Source organism: Luteibacter sp. 22Crub2.1 (assembly GCF_900167995.1).
Taxonomy (GTDB): domain Bacteria; phylum Pseudomonadota; class Gammaproteobacteria; order Xanthomonadales; family Rhodanobacteraceae; genus Luteibacter; species Luteibacter mycovicinus.
On sequence record NZ_FUYT01000016.1, the window covers coordinates 36,967 to 59,420 of the forward strand.

19 protein-coding genes are annotated in these 22,454 nt (G+C 64.4%); 8 read left to right on the plus strand and 11 right to left on the minus strand.

The features are described from left to right. Position 1 precedes the first annotated feature (1 nt). Entirely contained in the window at positions 2 to 1,258 is a 1,257-nt protein-coding gene (glyA, locus tag B5X73_RS16620; protein ID WP_079522608.1) for a serine hydroxymethyltransferase, read from the minus strand. A 229-nt stretch (positions 1,259 to 1,487) separates the two neighbouring features. Between glyA and B5X73_RS16625 the strand changes: the two genes are divergently transcribed. Continuing rightward, on the plus strand, positions 1,488 to 2,450 hold the full coding sequence (locus B5X73_RS16625; RefSeq protein WP_079522609.1) for a hypothetical protein: 963 nt from the start codon (positions 1,488 to 1,490) through the stop codon (positions 2,448 to 2,450). A gap of 5 nt (positions 2,451 to 2,455) precedes the next feature. Here B5X73_RS16625 and B5X73_RS16630 read toward each other — a convergent pair whose 3' ends face one another. Further along, on the minus strand, positions 2,456 to 3,646 hold the full coding sequence (locus B5X73_RS16630) for a hypothetical protein (RefSeq protein WP_079522610.1): 1,191 nt from the start codon (positions 3,644 to 3,646) through the stop codon (positions 2,456 to 2,458). Positions 3,647 to 3,904: 258 nt separating this feature from the next. Between B5X73_RS16630 and ettA the strand changes: the two genes are divergently transcribed. The 3 genes from ettA (at position 3,905) to B5X73_RS16645 (ending at position 7,039) form a co-directional block, all read left to right on the plus strand. Beyond that, positions 3,905 to 5,563 carry an energy-dependent translational throttle protein EttA gene (gene ettA, locus B5X73_RS16635; protein WP_036110767.1) on the plus strand — a complete coding sequence of 553 codons (1,659 nt, stop codon included), beginning with the start codon at positions 3,905 to 3,907 and terminating at the stop codon, positions 5,561 to 5,563. A 157-nt stretch (positions 5,564 to 5,720) separates the two neighbouring features. Continuing rightward, entirely contained in the window at positions 5,721 to 6,536 is an 816-nt protein-coding gene (pyrF, locus tag B5X73_RS16640; protein ID WP_036110764.1) for an orotidine-5'-phosphate decarboxylase, read from the plus strand. 119 nt (positions 6,537 to 6,655) lie between these two features. Further along, positions 6,656 to 7,039 carry a hypothetical protein gene (locus B5X73_RS16645; RefSeq protein ID WP_036110760.1) on the plus strand — a complete coding sequence of 128 codons (384 nt, stop codon included), beginning with the start codon at positions 6,656 to 6,658 and terminating at the stop codon, positions 7,037 to 7,039. Positions 7,040 to 7,170: 131 nt separating this feature from the next. On the opposite strand, the gene def is transcribed toward B5X73_RS16645, so the two are convergent. Beyond that, complete coding sequence (gene def, locus B5X73_RS16650; RefSeq protein ID WP_079522611.1) at positions 7,171 to 7,707, minus strand: peptide deformylase; 537 nt, start codon at positions 7,705 to 7,707, stop codon at positions 7,171 to 7,173. Between the two features lie 199 nt (positions 7,708 to 7,906). Between def and B5X73_RS16655 the strand changes: the two genes are divergently transcribed. Together B5X73_RS16655 and B5X73_RS16660 are read left to right on the plus strand one after the other, a co-directional pair. Continuing rightward, a complete protein-coding gene (locus B5X73_RS16655) occupies positions 7,907 to 9,982 on the plus strand; it encodes a carbon starvation CstA family protein (protein ID WP_036110758.1) in 2,076 nt (691 codons plus the stop codon). A gap of 10 nt (positions 9,983 to 9,992) precedes the next feature. Beyond that, positions 9,993 to 10,199 (plus strand): YbdD/YjiX family protein, encoded by a 207-nt coding sequence (locus B5X73_RS16660; RefSeq protein ID WP_079522612.1) that lies wholly within the window; start codon positions 9,993 to 9,995, stop codon positions 10,197 to 10,199. On the opposite strand, the gene B5X73_RS21060 is transcribed toward B5X73_RS16660, so the two are convergent. Then, the gene (locus tag B5X73_RS21060) at positions 10,129 to 10,524 is read right to left on the minus strand and encodes a hypothetical protein (RefSeq protein ID WP_176167872.1); all 396 of its coding nucleotides are present in this window, start codon (positions 10,522 to 10,524) and stop codon (positions 10,129 to 10,131) included. The two genes, B5X73_RS16660 and B5X73_RS21060, sit on opposite strands and share 71 nt — an antisense overlap. Positions 10,525 to 11,230: 706 nt before the next feature. Beyond that, a complete protein-coding gene (locus tag B5X73_RS16665; RefSeq protein ID WP_079522613.1) occupies positions 11,231 to 12,166 on the minus strand; it encodes a DUF6402 family protein in 936 nt (311 codons plus the stop codon). A 350-nt stretch (positions 12,167 to 12,516) separates the two neighbouring features. On the opposite strand from B5X73_RS16665, the gene B5X73_RS21385 reads away from it, so the two are divergent. Beyond that, positions 12,517 to 12,759, plus strand: coding sequence for a hypothetical protein (locus B5X73_RS21385; RefSeq protein WP_254857319.1), 243 nt, complete (start codon positions 12,517 to 12,519; stop codon positions 12,757 to 12,759). Between the two features lie 181 nt (positions 12,760 to 12,940). Here B5X73_RS21385 and B5X73_RS16675 read toward each other — a convergent pair whose 3' ends face one another. Continuing rightward, complete coding sequence (locus tag B5X73_RS16675) at positions 12,941 to 13,648, minus strand: FadR/GntR family transcriptional regulator (protein ID WP_079522615.1); 708 nt, start codon at positions 13,646 to 13,648, stop codon at positions 12,941 to 12,943. A gap of 137 nt (positions 13,649 to 13,785) precedes the next feature. Here B5X73_RS16675 and B5X73_RS16680 point away from each other — a divergent pair, with 137 nt between their 5' ends. Further along, complete coding sequence (locus B5X73_RS16680) at positions 13,786 to 14,916, plus strand: aldose epimerase family protein (RefSeq protein WP_079522616.1); 1,131 nt, start codon at positions 13,786 to 13,788, stop codon at positions 14,914 to 14,916. Between the two features lie 3 nt (positions 14,917 to 14,919). Here B5X73_RS16680 and B5X73_RS16685 read toward each other — a convergent pair whose 3' ends face one another. The 5 genes from B5X73_RS16685 to xerD form a co-directional block, all read right to left on the minus strand. Beyond that, the gene (locus tag B5X73_RS16685; protein ID WP_079522617.1) at positions 14,920 to 15,822 is read right to left on the minus strand and encodes a DMT family transporter; all 903 of its coding nucleotides are present in this window, start codon (positions 15,820 to 15,822) and stop codon (positions 14,920 to 14,922) included. After that, positions 15,819 to 16,673: a glycosyltransferase family 2 protein gene (locus B5X73_RS16690; protein WP_090352613.1), complete on the minus strand. Its 855-nt coding sequence runs from the start codon at positions 16,671 to 16,673 to the stop codon at positions 15,819 to 15,821. The genes B5X73_RS16685 and B5X73_RS16690 overlap by 4 nt, the downstream gene beginning before the upstream one ends. Before the next feature lie 16 nt (positions 16,674 to 16,689). After that, positions 16,690 to 20,553: a phosphoribosylformylglycinamidine synthase gene (gene purL, locus B5X73_RS16695; protein WP_079522619.1), complete on the minus strand. Its 3,864-nt coding sequence runs from the start codon at positions 20,551 to 20,553 to the stop codon at positions 16,690 to 16,692. A 95-nt stretch (positions 20,554 to 20,648) separates the two neighbouring features. Then, complete coding sequence (locus B5X73_RS16700) at positions 20,649 to 21,398, minus strand: DsbC family protein (protein ID WP_079522620.1); 750 nt, start codon at positions 21,396 to 21,398, stop codon at positions 20,649 to 20,651. A gap of 88 nt (positions 21,399 to 21,486) precedes the next feature. Further along, on the minus strand, positions 21,487 to 22,416 hold the full coding sequence (gene xerD / locus B5X73_RS16705) for a site-specific tyrosine recombinase XerD (RefSeq protein WP_079522621.1): 930 nt from the start codon (positions 22,414 to 22,416) through the stop codon (positions 21,487 to 21,489). Positions 22,417 to 22,454: the final 38 nt, after the last annotated feature.

The window sequence follows — 22,454 nt, forward strand, 5'->3', positions numbered from 1 at the left end:
ATCAGCCGTAAACCGGGAACCTGGCGCACTGCGCCGTGACCTTCTCGCGGACCGAGGCGATGACCGCCTCGTCGCCAGGCGCGTCCAGCACGTCGCAGATCCACTGGGTCAGCTCGATGGTGTCCGCTTCCAGATAGCCGCGGGTGGTGATCGCCGGCGTACCGACGCGCAGGCCCGAGGTGACGAACGGCGAGCGCGGGTCGTTAGGTACGGCATTCTTGTTGACCGTGATGTGCGCCTTGCCGAGGGCCGCTTCCGCGTCCTTGCCGGTGACATCGCGGCCGATCAGGTCGACCAGCATCAGGTGGTTCTCGGTACCGCCGGAGACCACCTTGTAGCCGCGTTCGATCAGCGTCTTCGCCATGGCCTTGGCGTTCTTCACGACCTGGCCCTGGTACGCCTTGAACTCGGGCTCGAGCGCTTCCTTGAAGGCCACGGCCTTGGCCGCGATGACGTGCATCAGCGGACCGCCCTGAATACCCGGGAAGACGATCGACTGGAGCTTCTTCTCGAGCTCCTCGCCGAGACCCTTCGCCACGATGATGCCGCCGCGCGGACCGCGAAGCGTCTTGTGCGTGGTGGACGTCACGACGTGGGCATGGTCGATCGGGCTCGGATAGTGCCCCGTGGCGACGAGGCCGGCGATGTGCGCCATGTCGACGAACAGGTACGCACCGACCTTGTCGGCGATCGCGCGGAAACGCGCCCAGTCCATGATCTGCGAATAGGCCGAGAAACCGGCGACGATCATCTTCGGCTTATGCTCGACGGCGAGCTTCTCGATCTCGTCGTAGTCGACCAGGCCCGACTCCGGGTCGATGCCGTACTGCACGGCGTTGAAGATCTTGCCGGAGAAATTGACCTTGGCACCGTGGGTCAGGTGACCGCCGTGGGCGAGGCTCATGCCGAGAATCGTGTCACCCGGCTGCAGCAGCGCGAAGTACACGGCCTGGTTGGCCTGCGAGCCGGAATGCGGCTGCACGTTGGCGTAGTCCGCCCCGAAGAGCTCCTTCAGACGCTCGATGGCCAGCTTCTCGGCGATGTCCACGTATTCGCAGCCGCCGTAGTAGCGCTTACCGGGATACCCCTCGGCATACTTGTTGGTCAGCGACGAGCCCTGGGCCTCCATGACGCGCGGGCTGGCATAGTTCTCGGAGGCGATCAGCTCGACGTGATCTTCCTGGCGACGGGTCTCGTCGGCGATGGCCCTGGCGAGTTCGTCGTCATAGCCAGCGATCGTTGCATCCTTCGGGAACATCTCGACCTCATGGGGCAGGTGGGGAAACAAGACCGAAAGTGTAGCGGTAGCGGCGATTTGCGGCCACTGCCGCCCCGTCTCAAGGCAATTGGGACCCGCACCTACGTATCGCCGGGGCCACGCCCTGCCCGACTCCGGGGCGGGCGCCGACTCTGTGCGCCTTCGCTCGCAAAGTAAGGTTTGTCCGCGCTATGTGCGCATTTCCCCACACAGAATGGATTCTGCATCGATGCACCTGCCTTGCTCCGGCCGACTCGCCGTCAGCCTGATTCTCTTCGCCACCGCGTGGCACGCGGGCGCCACAACCGCCGATGCCCGGGTCACCACCTTCGACAAGCACGTGTCGGCCGGCCTCCCGCAGGCGTTCTCCCTCCCGGTCGAAGACGGCCAGACCGCCCGCCGGGTGCTGGTGGCCCGGCGCCTCAACACCGACGTGGTGCTCCCGGACGGCAATCACGCCACGTTGTATACGGGTAACGTCGCCGGCCAGGACGCCGTGTTCTCCCGGACTGGCGAGACGCTGAATATTTCCGTCGACGAGCCCGCGGAAGGCAAGCTGGCGCGTTCCCGGCGAGCCGCCGCCCTTGCGAACCGCTCGCCGACGCCGCCGGAGAACGACGACCCGGCGGGGCCCGATGCGTTGCGCTTCTGGATCTTCCTGCACGACCGCGCGGGTGAGCCCGACTATGCGAAGTTCCATCACTGGTACCTGGGCTGGTGGATCAAGGATATGGAAACGGCGGTGCGGCCCGGCGTCGCGATCAAGGTCATCCTGCAGGCCAACGTACCGGGTATCACCGATCTCGATTACATGAATGCAAAGCCGGAGGCGCTCTATCGGGAGCTACTGGTCAACGCGCGGAAGTACGCGGAGGCGCGGGGCGAACGACCCGATCGACTGACCAAATACATGCTTTTCGTCGGTGACAGACCGACCCGATGGAGGCAGGAAGGCACGTACGGGGAGTCCGAAGCCATGCGAGGGGTGGCCATGGCCACAGGCTGGGGGCCGCGTCACATCGTGGCTCATGAATTCGGTCACCTGCTGGATGCGCGCCACGAATACGCCGAGACCCGCTGGTGCGTGACCAACATGAAGGACTACACCATCGGCTTCGTCAGCTGCCGCTACTACTCCGGGCGCAACGACGACCAGATTCGCGCCTACGTGAGGCGCGCCCTGGAACCCTGACCGGCTCAGTTCAGGATCATGGAGAAGCTGCGTTCGGCCAGCACCTCCGGGTCGGGACCGTGCCGGAGATATGAACGGATGCGCCGGGCGTTGTCGTACGAAAAGCGGTGGCAGTCGCCGATGAGATCGTCGGTACCTGTCGCCATGTTGGTCACGCACCACCACCAGCCTTCGTAACGTCGCTCGGCCAGTCCGTGCTCGGCGCCCAGGGTGTGACCGAACTCGTGGGCCACGATGTTGACCCGGCCTTCGGTGGACGCCATGGCCTCGTTGCCACCCTCGAAGGCCACCCCGAACGCATCCGTCATCGGGCGGTCGCGGCTCATGAGCAGGTATTTGTGTTTGTAGGTCTTGCCATGGGCCAGGCCGTAAAGTTCGGCGTAGGCCTTGACGGTCTCGTGCCAGTTGTCCAGCGCCTCGGGGTAGCCGTAAGGCATGTCGGTGACGCCGGGTATCCGATAGCGGTAGGACATGCGGATGTTCTCCGCCGGCAGAATCTTGCGCGCGAGTTCCGTAAGCCACCAGGCGGCGAACACGGAATGGATATGCAGCGGTCTGGCGTCGAGATCGTCGTGAATCAGAACGAAGAAATGAGGGGAATAGGCCAGCGGATCCTCGATGGCGCGGACGCCGCGCCCCAGCGATGCCGGCTCGGACGATAACGGCGGGTCCATGTCGAACGGCCACCCCGGCATGACGTGCGACTCGTCACGCGGCCGGGGGACGGGACGGCGTCCGGCCGCGGGAGCGTCGGGGTTCCGTACACGCTCCCGCAGCACATCCGGACTCCCTGCGGTATAGCCCGTGACATCGACGCCGTCCCGGACGGGCACGCTGATATCGACCTGAGTGCCGATCCGGGTGATCGCCGCCTCCCGCCCGCCGAACAGACCGCGATACATGCGCCCGGCCGGCATCCCCGGAATGTCTACCTCGATATTCAGAGCATCCTGCACGACGAGCTGCGCCGCCGCGACGTCGCGGCGCGGGCGGTGGACGTCGCCCGGCACGGCGATGTCGGCGGGCAGCCCGGCAGCCACCGCCTTATCGAACGCCTCGACGAAGCCACTCACCGGCTCGTCGGCGGGCGCGGCGGGCGGGAGCGGGTGTTCCGGCCCGTGCGCGAAAGCACACGGCGTGGCGAGGAGGAGAGCCGCCAGCAGGCACGGGCCGGGGCGAAAGACGGGGAGGAACATGCATTCAGTCCTTGAATGAGGGCGGAAGACCCGCCGGGGAGCGGAAGGTTACCGGCCTCGGACCGCCGCGGTGGGTCCACGGACAACCGCCGGGCGTCTGGCCTACGGGAATATCCGCCCTGCTCCCGGAACCGGTCGCAGACCCGCCCCGGGGCGTCACTGGCACCTCCCGCGACCCGCTATAATGGGAGTTTGTACCCGCGCGTCGACGCCCCCCTCCAGCTCGGAGGGCAGGCGGCCGCGCCTTCCGGAGGCCGCATGCAATACATCTACACCATGAATGGGGTGAGCAAGATCGTCCCCCCGAAACGCCACATCATCAAGGACATTTCCCTGTCCTTCTTCCCTGGCGCCAAGATCGGCCTGCTTGGTATCAACGGCTCGGGCAAGTCGACGGTGCTGCGGATCATGGCCGGCGTCGACAAGGACTTCCAGGGCGAAGCACGCGCCAACCCGGGTACGAAAATCGGCTATCTCGCGCAGGAGCCGGACCTCGACCCGAACAAGACCGTACGCGAAGTGGTCGAGGAAGGCGTCTCCGAGGTCCTGGACGCCCAGAAGCGCCTCGAAGAGGTCTACGCGGCCTACGCGGAAGAAGGCGCCGACTTCGACAAGCTCGCCAAGGAGCAGGAGGCCCTCGAAGGCATCCTCGCCGCCAACGATGCGCATGCGCTCGAGCGCCAGCTCGAAGTGGCTGCCGACGCGCTGCGCCTGCCGCCCTGGGATGCCCTCGTCGGCCCCCTCTCCGGCGGTGAGAAGCGCCGCGTCGCCCTGTGCCGCCTGCTTCTGTCCAAGCCGGACATGCTTCTGCTCGACGAGCCCACCAACCATCTCGACGCCGAGTCGGTCGACTGGCTCGAAACCTTCCTGCACGATTACCCGGGCACCGTGGTCGCGGTCACCCATGACCGCTACTTCCTCGACAACGCCGCCGAGTGGATCCTCGAACTCGATCGCGGTCGCGGCATCCCCTGGAAGGGCAACTACACCGAATGGCTCGAGCAGAAGGGCGAGCGCCTGAAGCAGGAAGCCAATCAGGAGAAGTCGCGCCAGAAGGCCCTGCAGAAGGAACTCGACTGGATCCGCACGGCAGCCAAGGGACGTCAGTCCAAGGGCAAGGCGCGTATCAACCGCTTCGAGGAACTGAACTCGGTCGAGTACCAGCGCCGTAACGAGACGAACGAAATCTTCATTCCGCCGGGTGAGCGCCTGGGTCAGGAGGTCATCGAGTTCAAGAACGTCACCAAGTCGTTCGGCGACCGCATGCTCATCGAAGACCTGTCGTTCAAGATCCCGCCGGGCGCCATCGTCGGCATCATCGGCCCGAACGGCGCCGGTAAGTCCACGCTCATGAAGATGATCATGAACCTGGAAAAGCCGGACTCGGGCGAGGTCAAGCATGGCCATACGGTCAAGCTCGCCTACGTCGACCAGTCGCGCGACGCCCTGGATCCGAAAAACAACGTGTGGCAGGAAGTGTCGGGCGGCTCGGACATCCTCACCATCGGCAACTTCGAAATCCAGTCACGCTCGTACATCGGTCGCTTCAACTTCAAGGGCACCGACCAGCAGAAGATCGTCGGTCAGCTGTCGGGTGGTGAGCGTGGCCGCCTGCACATGGCCAAGACGCTGCTCCAGGGTGGCAACGTGCTGCTGCTCGATGAGCCGTCCAACGATCTCGACGTGGAAACCCTGCGCGCGCTCGAAGACGCCCTGCTCGAATTCCCGGGCTGCGCCGTGGTCATCTCGCATGACCGCTGGTTCCTCGATCGCATCGCCACACACATCATCGCGTTCGAAGGCGACTCGCACGTCGAGTTCTTCCCGGGCAACTACAACGAATACGAAGCCGACAAGAAGCGTCGCTTCGGTGATGACGCCGGCCCGAAGCGCGTCAAATACAAGAAACTGGTCTGACGAAGTCGTCACCCTGTGTAGGAGCGCGCCCTGCGCGCGAAAGGCCCGTCGCGAGAGTGCCTTTCGCGCGCAGGGCGCGCTCCTGCCGGAACCTGTTACAAAAAATTACTTAAGTAATCTCTTGTAACACCCCCAAATTCAGCGAGCGAAGCCATCCATGAACTTCATGACCGCACTGAAGGACGCCTGGCGTCGCAACGATTCATTGCTCTGCGTGGGCCTCGACCCGGAGCCGGGTCGCCTGCCGGCCGGGCTGTCCGGCAACGAAGGCATTTTCGAATTCTGCCGCGCCATCGTCGATGCGACGGCAGGCCTGGTCTGCGCCTATAAGCCGCAGATCGCTCATTTCGCCGCGCAGCGCGCGGAGGATGCGCTGGAGCGCGTCATCGCGCATATCCACGCGACCCAGCCAGGCATCCCCGTCATTCTCGACGCCAAGCGTGGCGACATCGGATCGACGGCGAAACACTATGCCGCCGAGGCTTTCGACCGTTACGACGCCGATGCGGTAACGCTCAATCCATACCTCGGTCACGACTCGATCGCCCCGTTCCTCGAACGCGCGGACAAGGGCGTGATCCTGCTTTGCCGTACGTCCAATCCGGGTGGGAAAGATTTTCAGGCACTCGATTGCGGCGGACAGCCGCTTTACATACGCGTCGCCGAAACGATCGCCCGCGAGTGGAACACAAACGGCAATTGTGCACTCGTGACCGGTGCGACGTGGCCGGAAGAGCTTGGCAGGGTGCGTTTGGCGGTGGGTGACATGCCGCTCCTCGTTCCGGGCATCGGAGCACAGGGCGGTGACGTGGAAGCGGTTCTCAGGCAAGGAAAGACCGCCGATGGCACGGGACTGATGATTTCTTCCTCGCGCGCCATCCTTTACGCTAGCGGCGGTCCGGACTTTGCGGACGTAGCACATCGCGCCGCTGATGACTTGAGAAAGTTGGTCAACTTGCACCGCGAGCACTAAGCAAAACAAAATGCAGTCGCAAATTGCACGACTTGGCAACTGCAAAAGGCTTACGCTCGCGCTGCACGCTATCCAACAATACCGGGCTCAAGGCGCCACCGCGTTCTACCGGAGTTGTCATGCCACCTATGAACCGAGGTTTTTCCCAACGCCTGCATGTCGCGCTGGACATGGCTGGCGTGAAGAAAGGCCGCGGCCGCATCACGCAGCTGGCCGATCTTTTCGATGTCAGCCGTGAGACGGCACGCAAGTGGCTGAGCGATCTTGGCCTTCCCGAACTCGAGCGCCAGATCGATATGGCGACCCGATTTGGCGTGAACTTTGAATGGCTTGCGACAGGTCGCGGCTCCCCCAATGGCGCCACCGGCGTGCGCGAGAGCCCGGCTCTCTACCGCGCGGATTCGCGTGAGCAGCTACGCCTTGTCGGTCTTGTAAGCCGGCTTCCGAAGGAGCGTCGCAAGGCGTTGCTGGTGATAGTCGAGGCGCTCGCGGAAGCGGAATAAGCGCCGCAGCTTCGCCAGCCGTGCCATGTCCTGCCAGGCCTGAAACGTATCACGCGAGATTCCGGCAAGAAATTACTTAAGTAATTTCGCCGTATAGGCGTCTATACGGCGAATCTCAAAGCAGAACGCCTTCAGTCGTCGCCGACGTCCATGCCGGGGAAAAGCACCTCGGTAAAGCCGAATTTCGTAAAGTCGGTGATCCGCGACGGATACAGCCGACCGATGAGATGATCACACTCATGCTGCACCACGCGGGCATGAAAGCCTTCGGCGGTACGATCGATCGGCGCACCACCGGGGTCCACGCCCTGATAGCGAATCAGCGAATAGCGATTCACCGCCCCGCGCAGGCCGGGAACCGAAAGGCAGCCTTCCCAGCCCTCTTCCATATCCTGGGACAAGGGCGTGATCACCGGATTGAGAAGGATCGTCTGCGGAACCGGCGGCGCGTCCGGATAGCGCTCGCTCGAATCGAAGCCGAAGATCACCAGCTGCAGGTCCACGCCGATCTGCGGCGCGGCAAGGCCAACGCCGCCTGCGTCATGCATCGTGTCGAACATGTCCTGGATCAGCAAGTCCAGTTCGGGCGAACCGATCATCGCATCGGGCACGGGCGGTGCCACGCGCAGCAGGCGCTCGTCACCCATCTTGAGAATGTCGCGGATCATGGTCGTGCCCGGGGAGTGGGATTGCCTCAAGCATGGCGGCGGACGGCGCCGGGCTCAAGCCTCCCGTCGCCGCACCGCAGCACGCGCCCGGGTACGGAGCCATACGACCAATGGCTAATGCGTGAACCGCTCCTGGGACATTGACCCCCATCCCGGGCAGGACGACCCTTGTCACATCCGCAAGGGGAGCACCCAAACGATGCAAAGCGCCATTCCCAAACCCAGTCCCGCGGGGAAAATCCTGTGGGCCGCCATCGCCATCGTCGGCGCATGGTGCCTCGGCGTCGTCGCCCTGCGACGCGGCGAGCCTATCAACGCGATCTGGCTGGTAACGGCTTCCATCGCCGTTTTCCTGATCGGCTACCGTTTTTACAGCCGCCTGATCGCCGACAAGGTGCTTCAGCTCGACCCGAGCCGCGCGACACCGTCCGTGCTGCGCAATGACGGGCTGGACTATGTCCCCACCGACAAGTGGGTGGTCTTCGGACACCACTTCGCCGCCATTGCCGGTGCCGGTCCCCTCGTCGGTCCCGTTCTGGCGGCTCAGATGGGCTATCTGCCGGGCACGCTCTGGATTCTGGTCGGCGTCGTCTTCGCCGGTGCCGTCCAGGATTTCATGATCCTCGGACTGTCCCTGCGTCGCGATGGCCGCTCCCTCGGCCACATGCTTCGTGCCGAGTTGGGTGAAGTGCCCGGCGTCATCGCCATGGTCGGCGTACTGGTCCTGATGATGATCGTGCTGGCGGTGCTCGCACTGGTCGTGGTCAAGGCACTGACGCACAGCCCCTGGGGCACGTTCACCGTCGCGGCAACCATCCCCATCGCCCTGCTGATGGGTCTCTATCTGAGGTACGTCCGACCCGGACGCATTCTCGAGGTATCGATCATCGGCCTCGTTCTGCTGCTGGCGTCCATCTGGTACGGCAAGACGGTGGCCGATACGCCGGCCCTGGCGAACCTGTTCGACTACGACGCCAGGGCGCTGGCCTGGTGGCTGATCGGGTACGGCTTCTTCGCCTCCGTCCTGCCCGTCTGGCTGCTGCTGGCACCGCGCGACTACCTGTCGACCTTCCTCAAGATCGGCACGATCGCCCTGCTCGCCCTCGCGATCTTCCTGGCCGCACCGACCCTGCAGATGCCGGCGGTCACCAAGTTCATCGACGGCTCCGGGCCCGTCTTCGCCGGCAACCTGTTCCCATTCCTGTTCATCACGATCGCCTGTGGAGCGGTATCGGGCTGGCACTCGATCATCGCGTCGGGTACCACGCCCAAGCTGCTGGCCAATGAGGGCGAGGCCCGTATGGTCGGCTACGGCGGCATGCTGATGGAGGCCTTCGTCGCCATCATGGCCCTGATCGCCGCGTCGTCGCTGCACCCGGGGGTGTACTTCGCCATGAACTCCCCCGGTGCCCTGGTCGGCACCACCGCTGAAGCGGCCGCTCAGGCCATCAGCGGCTGGGGCTTCACGGTGACTCCCGCCGAGCTGACGGACACGGCACGCAACATCGGTGAAAGCACCATCCTCGGCCGCGCTGGCGGCGCGCCAACCCTAGCCGTAGGCATGGCCCAGCTGCTGCACGGAATCATGCCCGGCGAAGGCATGATGGCGCTCTGGTACCACTACGCGATTCTGTTCGAAGCGCTGTTCATCCTCACCACCGTCGATGCCGGCACGCGTGTAGGCCGCTTCATGATCCAGGAACTGGCCGGCATGGCCTGGGCGCCGCTCAAGCGGACCGATTCCTGGCTGGGCAATGTCGTCGCCACCGTGATCTGCGTCGGCCTCTGGGGTTACTTCCTCTATCAGGGCGCCGTGGACCCCCTCGGCGGTATCAATACGCTGTGGCCGCTGTTCGGCATCGCCAACCAGATGCTGGCCGCGATCGCGCTGATGCTCGCAACGGTGGTGACGGTGAAGCTGAAGCGCGAGCGCTATGTGCTGGTGCCCGCGGTTCCCGCCGCCTGGCTGGTGATCTGCACGCTCACCGCCGGCTGGCAGAAGCTGTTCGACGCGAAGATCAGCTTCACGGCTGCCATGCAGAAGTACGCCGACGCCGCCGCGTCCGGCAAGCTGCTCGCACCCGCGAAGACCGCTGATGAAATGCAGCGCATCATCACCAATAACCGCGTGGACATGATCCTCACCGCGCTGTTCATGCTGCTGGTGCTGACCATGCTGTTCTTCTCGCTGCGTGCGATCGTCCGCGCGTGGAAGGCCAACCGCCCGACCGCGCAGGAAGAACCCTATGTCGCGCTGTCGAGCGTGGCGAACTGAGGAGGCCGCCATGGACACGAATACACCGACCGCGCCGCGCTCGCTATGGAAGTGGGCGGTCCAGACCGCCCGCCTCTGCTGCGGCGTGCCGGATTACGACGTGTATGTGAAACACCTGCGCGAGCATCACCCCGAACGCGATATTCCTACTTACTCGCAGTTTTTCCGTGAGAGGCAGGAAGCGCGGTATCGAGGGACGGGTGGGCGTTGTTGCTGACGCCCACGTCACCAGCAGCAAATTCTCCCTCTCTCCGGACGAAGCGCCGGATGGTGAGCCGGGCGTCGTCGCCAGCACACCTTTCGGTCGTTCCGACTTCGACGCCACCCACCGTCACGCTTCGTTTGCCCGGATCTCTCCACAGCCCCCAGTTCATTGAAGACGAGAAGGACTCCCTGTCGAAGATCATGGACTCACCAAGAAAGCTGCCGGACCCAGCGTCAAAGAGACGGAAGAACACCGGAGAATCCCACGTGGGACCAAAGAAGGCGTAGGGAAATACAGATTGTGATTCGGCGCCGGGGTCGGGCGCATTGTGGAACATCGACGGAAGAATCCAGTAAGGCGTAAATCCCTCCAGTCTCAGGCAGCCATCCGGACTCAATGCCGAGTAGTCATGCGTTGCGAACGCCCGCTCCCACCACTGCGATACTCCGTGAAGAGAAAGAAGCGATATCGAAACGATCCTTCCTGTACGGAGGAACCACCTCACCTCAAATGCGCCTTTGACCGAAAGTTAAAAGCCAGGCCGGTCTCAAATTCTGTCCCCGTGGATCGTCAAGGAGGAATGGCAGCGAACTCGCCCACCCTTTGATCAAAACGGGAAATGGTCAGACGAGCTTCCTCACTTGCGCACCGGTCCGTGGTCGCGACTGTAAAGCCATCCACCGACACAGTTCTCATACCAGGCACACGCCAGTCGCCCCAACTCATCCAGGGCGTAAGGCGCTCCTTCTCGAAAACAACGGACTCTCCGAGCAAACGGTTAGACGACATCTCGTAGAGTCGAAAGAACACCGGAGACCTCCACGGCAGCAGGAAAGGAACCTCTGACTCGGGATCGGGATGAGGCTGTCGATGAAGGTTTCCCGGTAGCACCCAGTACGGAGAATATGCTTCCAGTCGTAGGCAAGTATCCGGACTCGTCGCCGAGTAGAGAGGGGTAGCCAACGCGACCTGCCACCACTCCGATACTTGATAGAGCGAGAGTGAGCCGAGTGCTGCCGTTGACACAAAGGCTAGAGCGGTCTTCACGTCGGATCACTGAGGTCGATTGCGTAGCTATAGCTGATCCAGAGCACATCGGAATAGATCACAAAGTCGCCCCCTCTGCCGTACCGCTTGCGGTATTCGGCAAAGTCGCTATTAAAAACTGTCCCGATGCCATCGCCCTGCCAAGCGTAGACCTGTGCATCCATAAACGCATTCGCGAGCATCTGCCCCTTTGATAGGACGCCGCTCTCAGTCCACGTCCCAAGAAACTGAAAGCCATTGAAATCGTAGTAGTCGCGAATGTATATCCCGACCTTCTGCACCGTGAAAATCTGGCGGCCGGTTATGGTATCCAGCATCGCCTCGCCAACAACTCCAATCTTTACCGTCGCAACGCCGAGAGCACCATACATGTCGTCGAGTGTGTCGCCCATTGTCCCCAGGGTCACCATGTTGACCTGGCAGGTCTCATCTATCTCTCTTGCATCGTAATCAACCCGACCCAATGAAAACCGGCTAACACCGTCCCACCGAGCATCCTTGAGCACTCGCCGAAGACGATTTACTGCGGCTGGGTTGCTCACCTTTTCGAGCAACTGCCTGCAAGCTGCCTGGCATCTTGGAAACGTCATCGCCCAATCCATCGTGACGATGCGGTTATCTACGTGTGCCGCTGGGATCTGGGTCGCTCGAGGTAGCGCGATATTCCCCGGCGGCTGGCTGCCGGGATCTTTCCAGTACGAAGGCATCTCCCATGCCGGAGAAGCAAACCAACGATCCATAAGCGAGGCCGCCACCTCCCATCCCATCTTTCGCATCGCGCCCGGGATGGCCGTTAACTTCATCGTAGGGATCACAATGTCCACGGGCGAGGTGTCGGTGGCCGGCTTGAGCCGAAGATCCAGGTGCTGGGGACTCACCAGCGCATCTTGAGGGGCACCATCGAGGGCGTCGGAGAAACTGTTGAGGGACATATCAGGCGACCTCGACCAATGGAATGGAGTGGGCCACGTCGATGACAGCGGGGCCTCCATACGTGACCCGCCGTGAGACGCCCGCGGTGTCCACGGCAGCTGACAAGGCGCGATCTCCGGCTATCTGCTTCAGGCATCGCGGCAAAGCGTGGGGGCGTCCTTCGGTGTCGCAAAAACGGACTACGAGGGAATACGCTTCATCTAAGACGCCCGATCGACCGCCAGGCAGGGGTGATCCGACGGGAGCGTGGCCCTTCCCCCGAGTTTTCGACTCTTCTGCGCTGAGCCTGAGAGGGAGAGGGAGAGGACGGATCGTCATTGTTTTCGAGCCAATGATCTGAGAACACGCCATGAGGTTCTCGGACGACGATCAGATGCCCGCATGCCAGCCTGTCGCCATCGCGGGCCAGTCGGTTGTCACCGCCAGTAATTCTGGCCGTCGCTTCCGCGATCACGGTCATGCCATGAACATCGCATCGCACAGCCGCGCCGAGACAGGCGGCGAGGACACCTCCGCGCAGGAACGCGCAAGGGGTCCCCTGGAGGACTTCCCCGCCGCCGGTGGTCGTGTCGCCCTTGGCGGCTACGGGTAGCGAGCTCATGGCGACACCTCGCGAAACCCGACTGAAAAACGAGATTCATACATTTCTGCCTCCTTGCACCGACGGGCGAACCGAATGAGGCAGACTAAGCAGGTCAAGCGTCCATGGATATGGAACTATTCTGAAAATCGAAGACGATTGCCGCCGGGCACGCGGCGCGAAGCGGCCACCCTTACTTCTTCCGCCCCTTACGCATGTTCGCCCGCGAATCGGCGATCAGGGCACGCACGGCCACGGCGGCCTCATTCGGACGACGTCGACGAATGGCTTCGTACACCGCCCGATGCTGCGGCAGCGAGTATTTGAAATGCTTCGCTGTGCGCGCGGACATCACGAAGAAGGTCGCCAGCGCCGTCTCGATCACCGAAAACAAGGCGCTCAGCAGTTCGTTATTCGTCGCGGCCAGCACCGCCTCGTGGAAGCGCAGGTCCGCCGCGGCCCAGGCATCGAGATCGGCGGCATCCTCCATACCCTTCAGTGCCGCGGCGATGACGGCAAGCTGCTCCGGCTCGCGTCGCCGCGCCGCGGCCATGACGGCGGCGGGCTCGATGATCTCGCGCATCTCGACCAGCTTCTCGACAAAGTCTTCCGTCGGCATGGACGCGCAGCGCCAGCCCAGCACGTCGGCATCGAGGTGCTTCCAGAATTTCGGCTCGCGCACGCGCATACCGGTCTTCTGGCGTGTCTCGATCAGGCCTTTCGAGGCCAGGACCTTCAGCGCCTCGCGCAGCACGGTCCGGCTGACCGCCATCTGCTCGGCGAGCACGGCTTCCCCGGGCAAGGCATCGCCCGGCGCGAAGACGCCGCTGACGATGGATTCGCCGATGTCCTCGGTCACTCTCGCATGCAGATTCTTCGCCCCGCCCGCCTTCCCAGCCATCACACCATGCCTTTTCCGCAACGACCCGCCCATCCTAGCGACGTAACGGCGTTACGCGATGATGCAGCGCAACTTGTCACTTGTCGGACAAATATGATCTGGTCGCAGGACTACCCACCCAAAGGAGTCGAGTTGTGATGAAACCGGTAAGCGCACTGGTCTCGGCGATCCTCCTGGCAACTTCCGCCGCGGCAACCGCCGGCGAAGCTTCCAGGGCCTCTTTCGGCACGACGCCGGATGGCAAGGACGTCACCGTGGTCACCCTCACCAACGGCAAGGGGATGACCGCGAAAGTCTTGTCGCTCGGGGCCGCGCTCTATGCACTCGATGTGCCGGATCGCAACGGTAAACCGGGTGACATCGTCCTCGGCTACCCCGACCTGAAGGGCACTTTCGACAATCCGCAGTACTTCGGCAACACCGTTGGCCGGTATGCCAACCGTATCGCCAGGGGCAAGTTCACGCTCGATGGAAAGCAGTACTCGGTGCCGGTGAACAATGGCCCGAACTCCCTCCACGGCGGCAAGGTCGGCTTCGACAAGGTCATCTGGACCGTCGACAAGGTCGAATCCGGCGCCACCCCCAGCGTCACGCTGACCTACGTCAGTCCCGATGGCGACCAGGGTTACCCCGGCAAGCTCACCGCCACGGCGAAGTACTCGCTGGATGACAAGAACGAGCTGACCATCGAATACACCGCGACGACGGACGCGCCGACCATCGTCAACATCACCAACCACACCTACTGGAACCTCAGCGGTGAAGGCAGCGGCAGCGTCATGGACCAGGTACTGATGATCGCGGGCGATGCCTATCTGCCCACCGACGCGACGGCGATTCCGCTGGGCGAAGTGCGCAACGTGGCGGGAACCGATTTCGATTTCCGCAAGGCCAAGCCGATCGGCAAGGACATCCGCGACTCGAAAGAACAGCAGCTGGTCTTTGGCCGGGGCTACGACCACAACTGGGTGATCTCACGGAAGGAAGCCGCGCAGCCGCGCGAGGTGGCGCGGGTGACGGATCCGAAGAGCGGACGCGTGCTGTCGCTGTGGTCCGCACAGCCGGGCCTGCAGTTCTATTCGGGTAATTTCCTCGACGCGACGTCGTCGGGCAAATCGGGCGGTATCTATCGTCAGGGCGATGCCTTCGCGCTCGAGCCGCAGATCTTCCCCGATACCCCGAACCATCCTGACTTCGGCTCCGCGCGCCTGGAGCCGGGCAAGACCTACAAGAACACGATGACCTACAAGTTCACGACCACGAAGTAACCGCTATCCGACGTCGTGATGCAACGCTTCCGCCGGCCGACGCCGGCGGAAGCGTGGCGCCAGCTCCACCAGATACATCGCGGCAAGCACCATCGTTCCGCCAGCGACCATGCGCGTCGTAAGCGCGTCGACGCCAAGCAGCACGGCGAATCCCGCCGCGAACACCGGCTCGGTCGTCATCACGATCGCGGCGCGGGTCGCCGGCATGTGCGCCTGTGCCCAGGTCTGGACCAGCATCGCAAAGGCGCCCGCGACCAGCGCCATGTACAGCACGGCAATCCAGGCCTTGCCGTCCGGCGGCAACGACGGGCCATGGTGGGGCAACGTCGCAAGCAGACACACGGCGGCGATACCGACCATCTGGACGGCCGACATGCCGAAGGCATCGCCCGGTTTCGACCAATGGCCCAGTCCAACGATGTGCAGCGCGTACAGGGCCGCGGACGCGAGGGTCAGCAGCACACCGATATCGATCTGGAAGCCGTTCAGGGCCAGAACCCCGAGGCCCGCGGTCGCCAGCACGACGGCCAGCCATGTACTCAGCGGCATACGTTGGCGGAACAGCACGAGCGCCAGAATCGGTGTAAGCACGACATACATGCCGGTAACGAAGCCACTGACACTGGGCGAGGTCAGCGCGAGGCCTTCCGTCTGCAGCCACTGCGCGAACCCATAGAGCACGCCGAGTGCGAGGCCACGCCTGCGCTCCGCACGACCAAGACGCCAGACCGGCCGCGCGAAGAGCACGAGCATCACGATGGCGGCGAGAAGGAAGCGCACGGCAAGAAAATCGACCACGGCCATACGACCGACGACGTCCTTGATGAGGACGAAGGTGGATCCCCAGATCGCCGTGACCGATAGCAGCCCGATAGTGGCGAGACCACCGCCTTTCTGCGCGCTCATCGCGGCTTGCGCATCAGCTGGCCGGGGATCTTCAAAAGGAAATGGCTCCAGATGCCGAGCCAGACCGCCCAGCGCACGAAGGGGTTACGGGCGGAGGGATCGTGCCGGCGAAACCAGAGATACATGCTGCGATGCTTGTGGCGGCTGACGAAAACGGGACGGTGACGGCTGGATCCGCCCTTCCCGTGCAGGACACGCACGTCGCCGGAGAGGACGACCCGGTATCCGGCGTCGCGCGCACGACGACAGAGATCCATGTCCTCGCAGTGGAGGAAGTAGGTTTCGTCGAAACCCGCCAGGCGGTCGAACACCTGACGCGGAATGAGCATGATGGCGCCAGAGACGATCTCGACCTCTTCCGCGCCACTGGGAATGGGCCCCTGAATATCGATACCCGCGTCACCGGCCAGTCCCAGCTTGGTACGCAGCGCGCGAGCCAGCAACGGATCGCGGCGGCGCGATGCCGGGTCGGGATGACCCTCGTTGTCGCATACGACCGCGCCGACGATGCCGGTGTGGACATCGATGTGTGCGGACATCCGCGCGATGGTGTCCGGCTCGACGAGGCAGTCGGGATTGAGGATGAGCAGACGTTCCCCGCGCGCCTGCGCCGCACCGCGGTTGACGGCGGGGCCGAAGCCGAGATTGGCACGGTTGTAAACGACCCGAACCCGGTCGTCGCCCGCATAGGCGCGATCCAGCGACTCGGGTACGCCATCGGCCGAGCCGTTATCGACGACGATGACTTCGACGGGCACGTCACTGGCGAGCGCGTGATCCACGCACTCGCGCGTGAACGGGCCGCTGTCCGCAAGGACGACGACAACGCTCGTGAGGCCGGGTGTATTCACCGTCGTCTCCGGAGAATCAGCCGACCCAGGCCCGCGCATTGCGGAACATGCGCATCCACGGGGAGTCTTCGCCCCAGTTTTCCGGATGCCAGCTCAGCTGCGCGCTACGGAACACACGCTCCGGGTGCGGCATCATGATCGTGACGCGACCGTCGGCGGCGGTGAAGGCGGCGAGACCACCCGGCGACCCGTTGGGATTGAGCGGGTAGCTCTCGGTCGGCCTGCCGCGGTTGTCGACGAAGCGTGCGGCACCGTGGCTCTTCGAGGGGCTGCAGACGTTCGGGAAGTACACACGGCCTTCGCCGTGCGCGACCGCGACCGGAATGCGCGAACCCGCCATGCCACGGAAGAAGACGCTCGACGTATCGAGGATCTCGAGCGTGGCCACGCGGGCTTCGTACTGCTCCGACTGATTGCGCAGGAACTGCGGCCAGTGCTTCGCGTCGGGAATGATGTCCTTCAGCTGCGACAGCATCTGGCAGCCATTGCAGACGCCCAGCGCGAACTTGCTGCCGTCTTCGAAGAACCGGGCGAACTGCTCGCGCAGCGCGTCGTTGTAGAGGATCGAGGTAGCCCAGCCGCGGCCGGCTCCCAGGACGTCACCGTAGGAGAACCCACCGCAGGCCGCGAGGCCCACGAAGTCCTTCAGATGATGACGACCGGAAACGAGGTCGGTCATGTGCACATCGACCGCGTCGAAGCCGGCACGATCGAACGCGGCGGCCATCTCCACCTGGCCGTTCACGCCCTGCTCGCGCAGGATCGCCACGCGCGGGCGCTTGCCGGACTGAATGTACGGCGCGGCGATGTCGTCGGCAGGGTCGAACGTGAGCTTCGGCGAGATGCCCGGATCGGCATCGTCGAGGCGCCACTCGCTTTCCTGGTCGGCGCTGTGCGGGTTGTCGCGCAGACGCTGCATGGCGTGACTGGTTTCGTTCCAGGCACGGAACAGCTCGGTCCAGTTCCACTTGAACGCGGTTTCCCCGTTCAGGTGCAGCTTGATGCCAAGCTTTTCCTTCGGCCGGCCGACCATGTGGGTCATGCTCGCGAGGCCGTACTTCACCAGCAAGGCTTCGAAGGCTTCGCGATTGGCCGAAGCCACCTGCACCACGGCACCGAGCTCTTCGTTGAAGAGTGCGCGAAGCGTGGCTTCGGCCCAGCCGTCGAGACGGATTTCGAGGCCGCAATGACCCGCGAACGCCATTTCGAGGAGCGTGACGATGGCACCGCCGTCCGCGCGATCGTGATACGCGAGCAGCAGGCCGGAGCGATTGGCTTCCTGGATGAGCTCGAACATCGCGCGCAGGCGCTTCGGGTCATCCAGATCCGGCGGCACACCGCCGCCACGATTGAATACCTGGGTGAGTGCTGAGCCGCCGAGGCGATCGCGACCGGCTCCCAGATCGATCAGCCAGAGCTCCGTATCGCCACGATCGAGTTTGAGCTGCGGCGTGAGCGTGCGGCGCACGTCGTCGACGCGGGCGAAGCCGGTAATGACGAGCGAGACGGGCGAGACGGTCTTCTGCGCCTTGCCGGCCTCGTCGGTCCACACGGTCTGCATGGACAGGGAGTCCTTGCCAACCGGCACCGAGATATCCAGCGCCGGGCACAGTTCCATGCCGACCGCCTTGACCGCGTCGAACAACGCGGCGTCTTCGCCAGGGTGATTGACCGCGGCCATCCAGTTGGCGGACAGGCGCACTTCGTCCAGCTTCATGGAGGCGGCGGCGAGATTGGTGATCGCTTCACCCACGGCCATGCGCGCGGCATCGGCGCTGGACAACAGCGCGATGGGAGCACGCTCCGCCATGGCCATCGCTTCACCCGTGTAGCCGTCGAAGTCCGTCATGGTGACGGCCACATCGGCCACCGGCACCTGCCACGGGCCGACCATCGGGTCGCGCGCGTTGAGGCCGCCGACGGTGCGATCGCCGATGGTGATGAGGAAGCTCTTGCTCCCGACGGCGGGCAGACGAAGCACGCGCAGCAGCGCTTCATCCATGCCCATGCCGGAGAGGTCGGCGACCAGGTCGACGCGCGGTTTTACCGTCACGGCATCGCGGTGCATGCGCGGCGGCTTGCCGAACAGCACATCCATGCCGAGATCGATCACGGTGATGTCGCGACGCGTGTCGCGAACGATCAGACGGGCTTCTTCCGTCGCATCGCCGACGACCGCGTACGGGCAGCGCTCGCGCGCGCAGTACGCTTCGAACTCGGGGAGTTCGTCCGGCCCGATGGCGAGGACGTAGCGCTCCTGCGATTCGTTGCTCCACACCTGCATCGGCGAGAGCGTCGGGTCGTCGCAAGGCAGCTTCGACAGGTCGATGATGCCACCGACGCCGGCGTCGTTGAGGATTTCGGGGATGGCGTTGGACACACCGCCCGCGCCGACGTCGTGGATGCTGACGATGGGGTTGTGTTCGCCGCGCGCCCAGCAGGCGTCGATGACCTGCTGGCAGCGACGCTCCATTTCCGGGTTATCGCGCTGCACGGAGGCGAAATCGAGCTCCGCGCTGGAGGTACCCGACGAGACCGACGAGGCGGCACCGCCGCCCAGGCCGATCAGCATCGCGGGACCACCGAGCACGATGACCTTGTCGCCCGGACGGACGGCACGCTTCTGCACGTGGTCGGGACGGATGGCGGCAAGACCGCCGGCGATCATGATCGGCTTGTCGTAACCACGACGAACGCCCTTCTCGCCGGTTTCCTGCTCGAAGGTGCGGAAGTAACCGCCCAGCGCGGGACGACCGAATTCGTTGTTGAACGCGGCGGCGCCGAGCGGACCGTCACGCATGATTTCAAACGCCGAGGCCATGCGCGGCGGCAGCGGACGATCTTTTTCCCACGGGCGCGGCAAGCCCGGGATACGCAGGTGCGACACCGAGAACCCGGTGAGGCCGGCCTTCGGCTTGCCACCGCGGCCCGTGGCACCCTCGTCGCGGATCTCGCCACCGGCACCGGTGGCTGCGCCCGGCCAGGGTGCGATCGCCGTCGGATGGTTGTGCGTCTCAACCTTGATCGCGTACGGCGCGGATTCCGCCACCGTGCGGAACACGCCGTCGGCGGGATCGACGAACAGGCGCTGGCCTTCATAGCCTTCGATCACCGCCGCGTTGTCGTGGTACGCGGACAAGGTGTGCGCCGGCGACTTCTGGTGCGTGTTCTTGATCATGCCGAACAGCGAGATGTCCTGCGGCTTGCCGTCCAGCGTCCAGCTGGCGTTGAACACCTTGTGCCGGCAGTGCTCGGAGTTCGCCTGGGCGAACATCATCAGCTCGGCGTCGGTCGGCGGACGCCCCATCTCGGCGTAACGATCCGCCAGATACGCGATTTCGTCGTCGGCCAGGGCCAGACCCAGTTCCTTGTTGGCGGCGGCCAGCGCCGCGCTGGCGTCGCTGCCCAGTTCCACATGACCCAGAGGACCCGGCTCGCCCGCCAGGAACAGGCCGGCGGCGTCATCCAGACGGGTCAGCGGCGACTGCACCATCGGGTCGCAGAACGCGGCCATCACCGAGGCGTAGGCCGGATCGCCGGCCGCCGGCATGCCGGTGACCTGCCAGGCGGTGCCACGCTCCACACGGCGCACGTCGAAACCCGCGCCGTGAAGGATGTCGGTGGCCTTGCTCGACCAGGGGGAAATGGTGCCCAGCCGCGGCACGACCCAGAACGTCGCGTTTTCGGGGGCCGTGGTCTTCGCCTCGAGCACGGCGAGCAGACGCGCACGCGCCTCACCCTCCGGCGCGGCGGAGCCGTCCACGAAGTACGTGAACCAGGCGGCCTGAACCCGCGTCCCGTGATGCAGGGCATCCAGGTGGGCGTTCAGTCGTTCGAGGCGAAATGGAGAGAGGGCGCTCTGCCCGTCGAGTGCGATCATGCGGGGAGGTATAGGCGCTGAAGGAAAACGCCCATTCTACATGATGTTGCGCGGCAACATCGGGGCGGGCCCGATGTTGCCGGCGACCGGCCGGATCAGCCGCCGCGAATGGTGCCGGCCGGAGCCTGAAGGGCCTTCAGCAGCTGAGCCGGGGTGACATAGCCACCTACGACGTCGCCGTTCTCGGTAACGATGGTCGGGGTGCCGTTCACGCCCAGACGCTCGCCCAGCTCGAACTCGTCCTTCACCGGATTGGCGCAGGTGGCGGCCTTGGGGGTCGCGCCGCTCATCGCCGCGTTGAAGGCGCTCTTGCGGTCGGCGGCGCACCAGACCGAGACGGCCTTGGTATACGAGGGGGTGTCGTTGCCCGCCGTGGTCTTCACGCCCTCGCGCGGCCAGAACACGTATTCCACCGCGATACCCTGCTTGTTGTACTCGGCGATCTGCGAGTGCAGCTGGCGGCAGAAACCGCAGTCGACGTCGGTGAAGACGGTGACGGTGTGCCTGGGATTGGCGGGCGCGTAGATGAGGCGCTGCGAGGCCGGCACCTTGGCGAGCTCGACCTTGCGTGTGGCGGCCCAGCTGGCGGCGCTGAGATCGGTTTTCGACTTCAGGTCGATCAGGTTGCCGTTGATCATGTAACGGCCATCGGCGCTGACATAAACCATGCGGCCCGAGGCCACGACCTGATAGAAACCCGGCATCGGCGCGGCGGAGATGCTATCCACCGTAATGCCCGGGCCGAGCGCCTCGACCGCGTCGCGGACGGCTTTCGTATCGTCGGCGGCGTGGGCGCCCATGGCGAAAGCGCCAGCCACCAGCGCCGGGAGGATTTTTTTCAACATCGGTACGACTCCATCTGTCACCGGGGGGATGCGGGAGAGCGTTGGAACACGTTCGCCGCTTTCGGTTCCCCCGATTGTGGCATGGGCGTCAGCCGCGCGGGTGGTGCTGGGCGTGAAGGCGCTTGAGACCTTCCTTAGCCACCAGGGTATAGATCTGTGTGGTGCTCAGCGAGCTGTGACCGAGCAGCATCTGCAGGGCACGCAGGTCGGCGCCGTGATTGAGAAGATGCGTAGCGAAGGAGTGACGCAGGACGTGCGGGGATACCCGTTTCGATGGAATGCCCACTTGCACGGCATAACGTTTGACGAGGGTCCAGAACATCTGCCGGGTCATCGCTCCGCCCCGCTTCGAAAGGAACAACGCCGCCGGCTGGCCGTGCCCTTTCGCCAGCAGGGGACGCGCCTCGCGCAGGTAGGTTTCCACATGCGCCAGCGCCTCCTCTCCCACGGGCACGAGCCGGTCCTTGCCCCCCTTGCCGGTGACCCGCAGTACGCCCTGCCGCGTGTTCAGACCCGCCAGTGGCAGATCGACCAGTTCCGACACCCGCAAGCCGGAGGAGTACATCAATTCGAGCATTGCGCGGTCACGCTGGCCCAGCGGAGTGCCGATGTCCGGCGCGACAATCAGCGACTCGATCTCCCGCTCGGCAAGCGCCTTGGGCAGTCCACGCGGCATGCGCGGGCGCTGCATCAGCAAGGTCGGATCCTCTCGCGCACCGTCGTCGCGCGCCAGCTGCGCGTAAAACCGGCGAAAGGCCGACTGTCGCCGCGCCATGCTGCGCACGGCGACGGGCTGGCTGCCGTGATACGCGGACAGATCGTCGCGACCGGCCGTGGCCAGTCCCTTTCCCCGCGTGCCGAGCCAGCGCGCCAGCCCCTCAAGGTCACGTTTGTAGGCTTCGAGCGTGCGCTCTGCGAGACCGTCTTCCGACCAGACGCGCTCGATGAAGCGGGCGATCAGGCGCGTATCGTCGGCGGCGAGTTCGGCGGCCGTCTGAGGCTGGGTATCCGTGGGCATGCGCAAATCTTCGCATGCCTGGACCCGTCTACAATGCC

What these genes read in the sequence shown, in the direction of transcription:
- glyA (WP_079522608.1), bottom strand. Translation starts at nt 1,258, where the DNA reads ATGTTCCCGAAGGATGCAACGATCGCTGGCTATGACGACGAACTCGCC.
- B5X73_RS16625 (WP_079522609.1), top strand. Translation starts at nt 1,488, where the DNA reads ATGCACCTGCCTTGCTCCGGCCGACTCGCCGTCAGCCTGATTCTCTTC.
- B5X73_RS16630 (WP_079522610.1), bottom strand. Translation starts at nt 3,646, where the DNA reads ATGTTCCTCCCCGTCTTTCGCCCCGGCCCGTGCCTGCTGGCGGCTCTC.
- ettA (WP_036110767.1), top strand. Translation starts at nt 3,905, where the DNA reads ATGCAATACATCTACACCATGAATGGGGTGAGCAAGATCGTCCCCCCG.
- pyrF (WP_036110764.1), top strand. Translation starts at nt 5,721, where the DNA reads ATGAACTTCATGACCGCACTGAAGGACGCCTGGCGTCGCAACGATTCA.
- B5X73_RS16645 (WP_036110760.1), top strand. Translation starts at nt 6,656, where the DNA reads ATGCCACCTATGAACCGAGGTTTTTCCCAACGCCTGCATGTCGCGCTG.
- def (WP_079522611.1), bottom strand. Translation starts at nt 7,707, where the DNA reads ATGATCCGCGACATTCTCAAGATGGGTGACGAGCGCCTGCTGCGCGTG.
- B5X73_RS16655 (WP_036110758.1), top strand. Translation starts at nt 7,907, where the DNA reads ATGCAAAGCGCCATTCCCAAACCCAGTCCCGCGGGGAAAATCCTGTGG.
- B5X73_RS16660 (WP_079522612.1), top strand. Translation starts at nt 9,993, where the DNA reads ATGGACACGAATACACCGACCGCGCCGCGCTCGCTATGGAAGTGGGCG.
- B5X73_RS21060 (WP_176167872.1), bottom strand. Translation starts at nt 10,524, where the DNA reads ATGTTCCACAATGCGCCCGACCCCGGCGCCGAATCACAATCTGTATTT.
- B5X73_RS16665 (WP_079522613.1), bottom strand. Translation starts at nt 12,166, where the DNA reads ATGTCCCTCAACAGTTTCTCCGACGCCCTCGATGGTGCCCCTCAAGAT.
- B5X73_RS21385 (WP_254857319.1), top strand. Translation starts at nt 12,517, where the DNA reads ATGAGGTTCTCGGACGACGATCAGATGCCCGCATGCCAGCCTGTCGCC.
- B5X73_RS16675 (WP_079522615.1), bottom strand. Translation starts at nt 13,648, where the DNA reads ATGGCTGGGAAGGCGGGCGGGGCGAAGAATCTGCATGCGAGAGTGACC.
- B5X73_RS16680 (WP_079522616.1), top strand. Translation starts at nt 13,786, where the DNA reads ATGAAACCGGTAAGCGCACTGGTCTCGGCGATCCTCCTGGCAACTTCC.
- B5X73_RS16685 (WP_079522617.1), bottom strand. Translation starts at nt 15,822, where the DNA reads ATGAGCGCGCAGAAAGGCGGTGGTCTCGCCACTATCGGGCTGCTATCG.
- purL (WP_079522619.1), bottom strand. Translation starts at nt 20,553, where the DNA reads ATGATCGCACTCGACGGGCAGAGCGCCCTCTCTCCATTTCGCCTCGAA.
- B5X73_RS16700 (WP_079522620.1), bottom strand. Translation starts at nt 21,398, where the DNA reads ATGTTGAAAAAAATCCTCCCGGCGCTGGTGGCTGGCGCTTTCGCCATG.
- xerD (WP_079522621.1), bottom strand. Translation starts at nt 22,416, where the DNA reads ATGCCCACGGATACCCAGCCTCAGACGGCCGCCGAACTCGCCGCCGAC.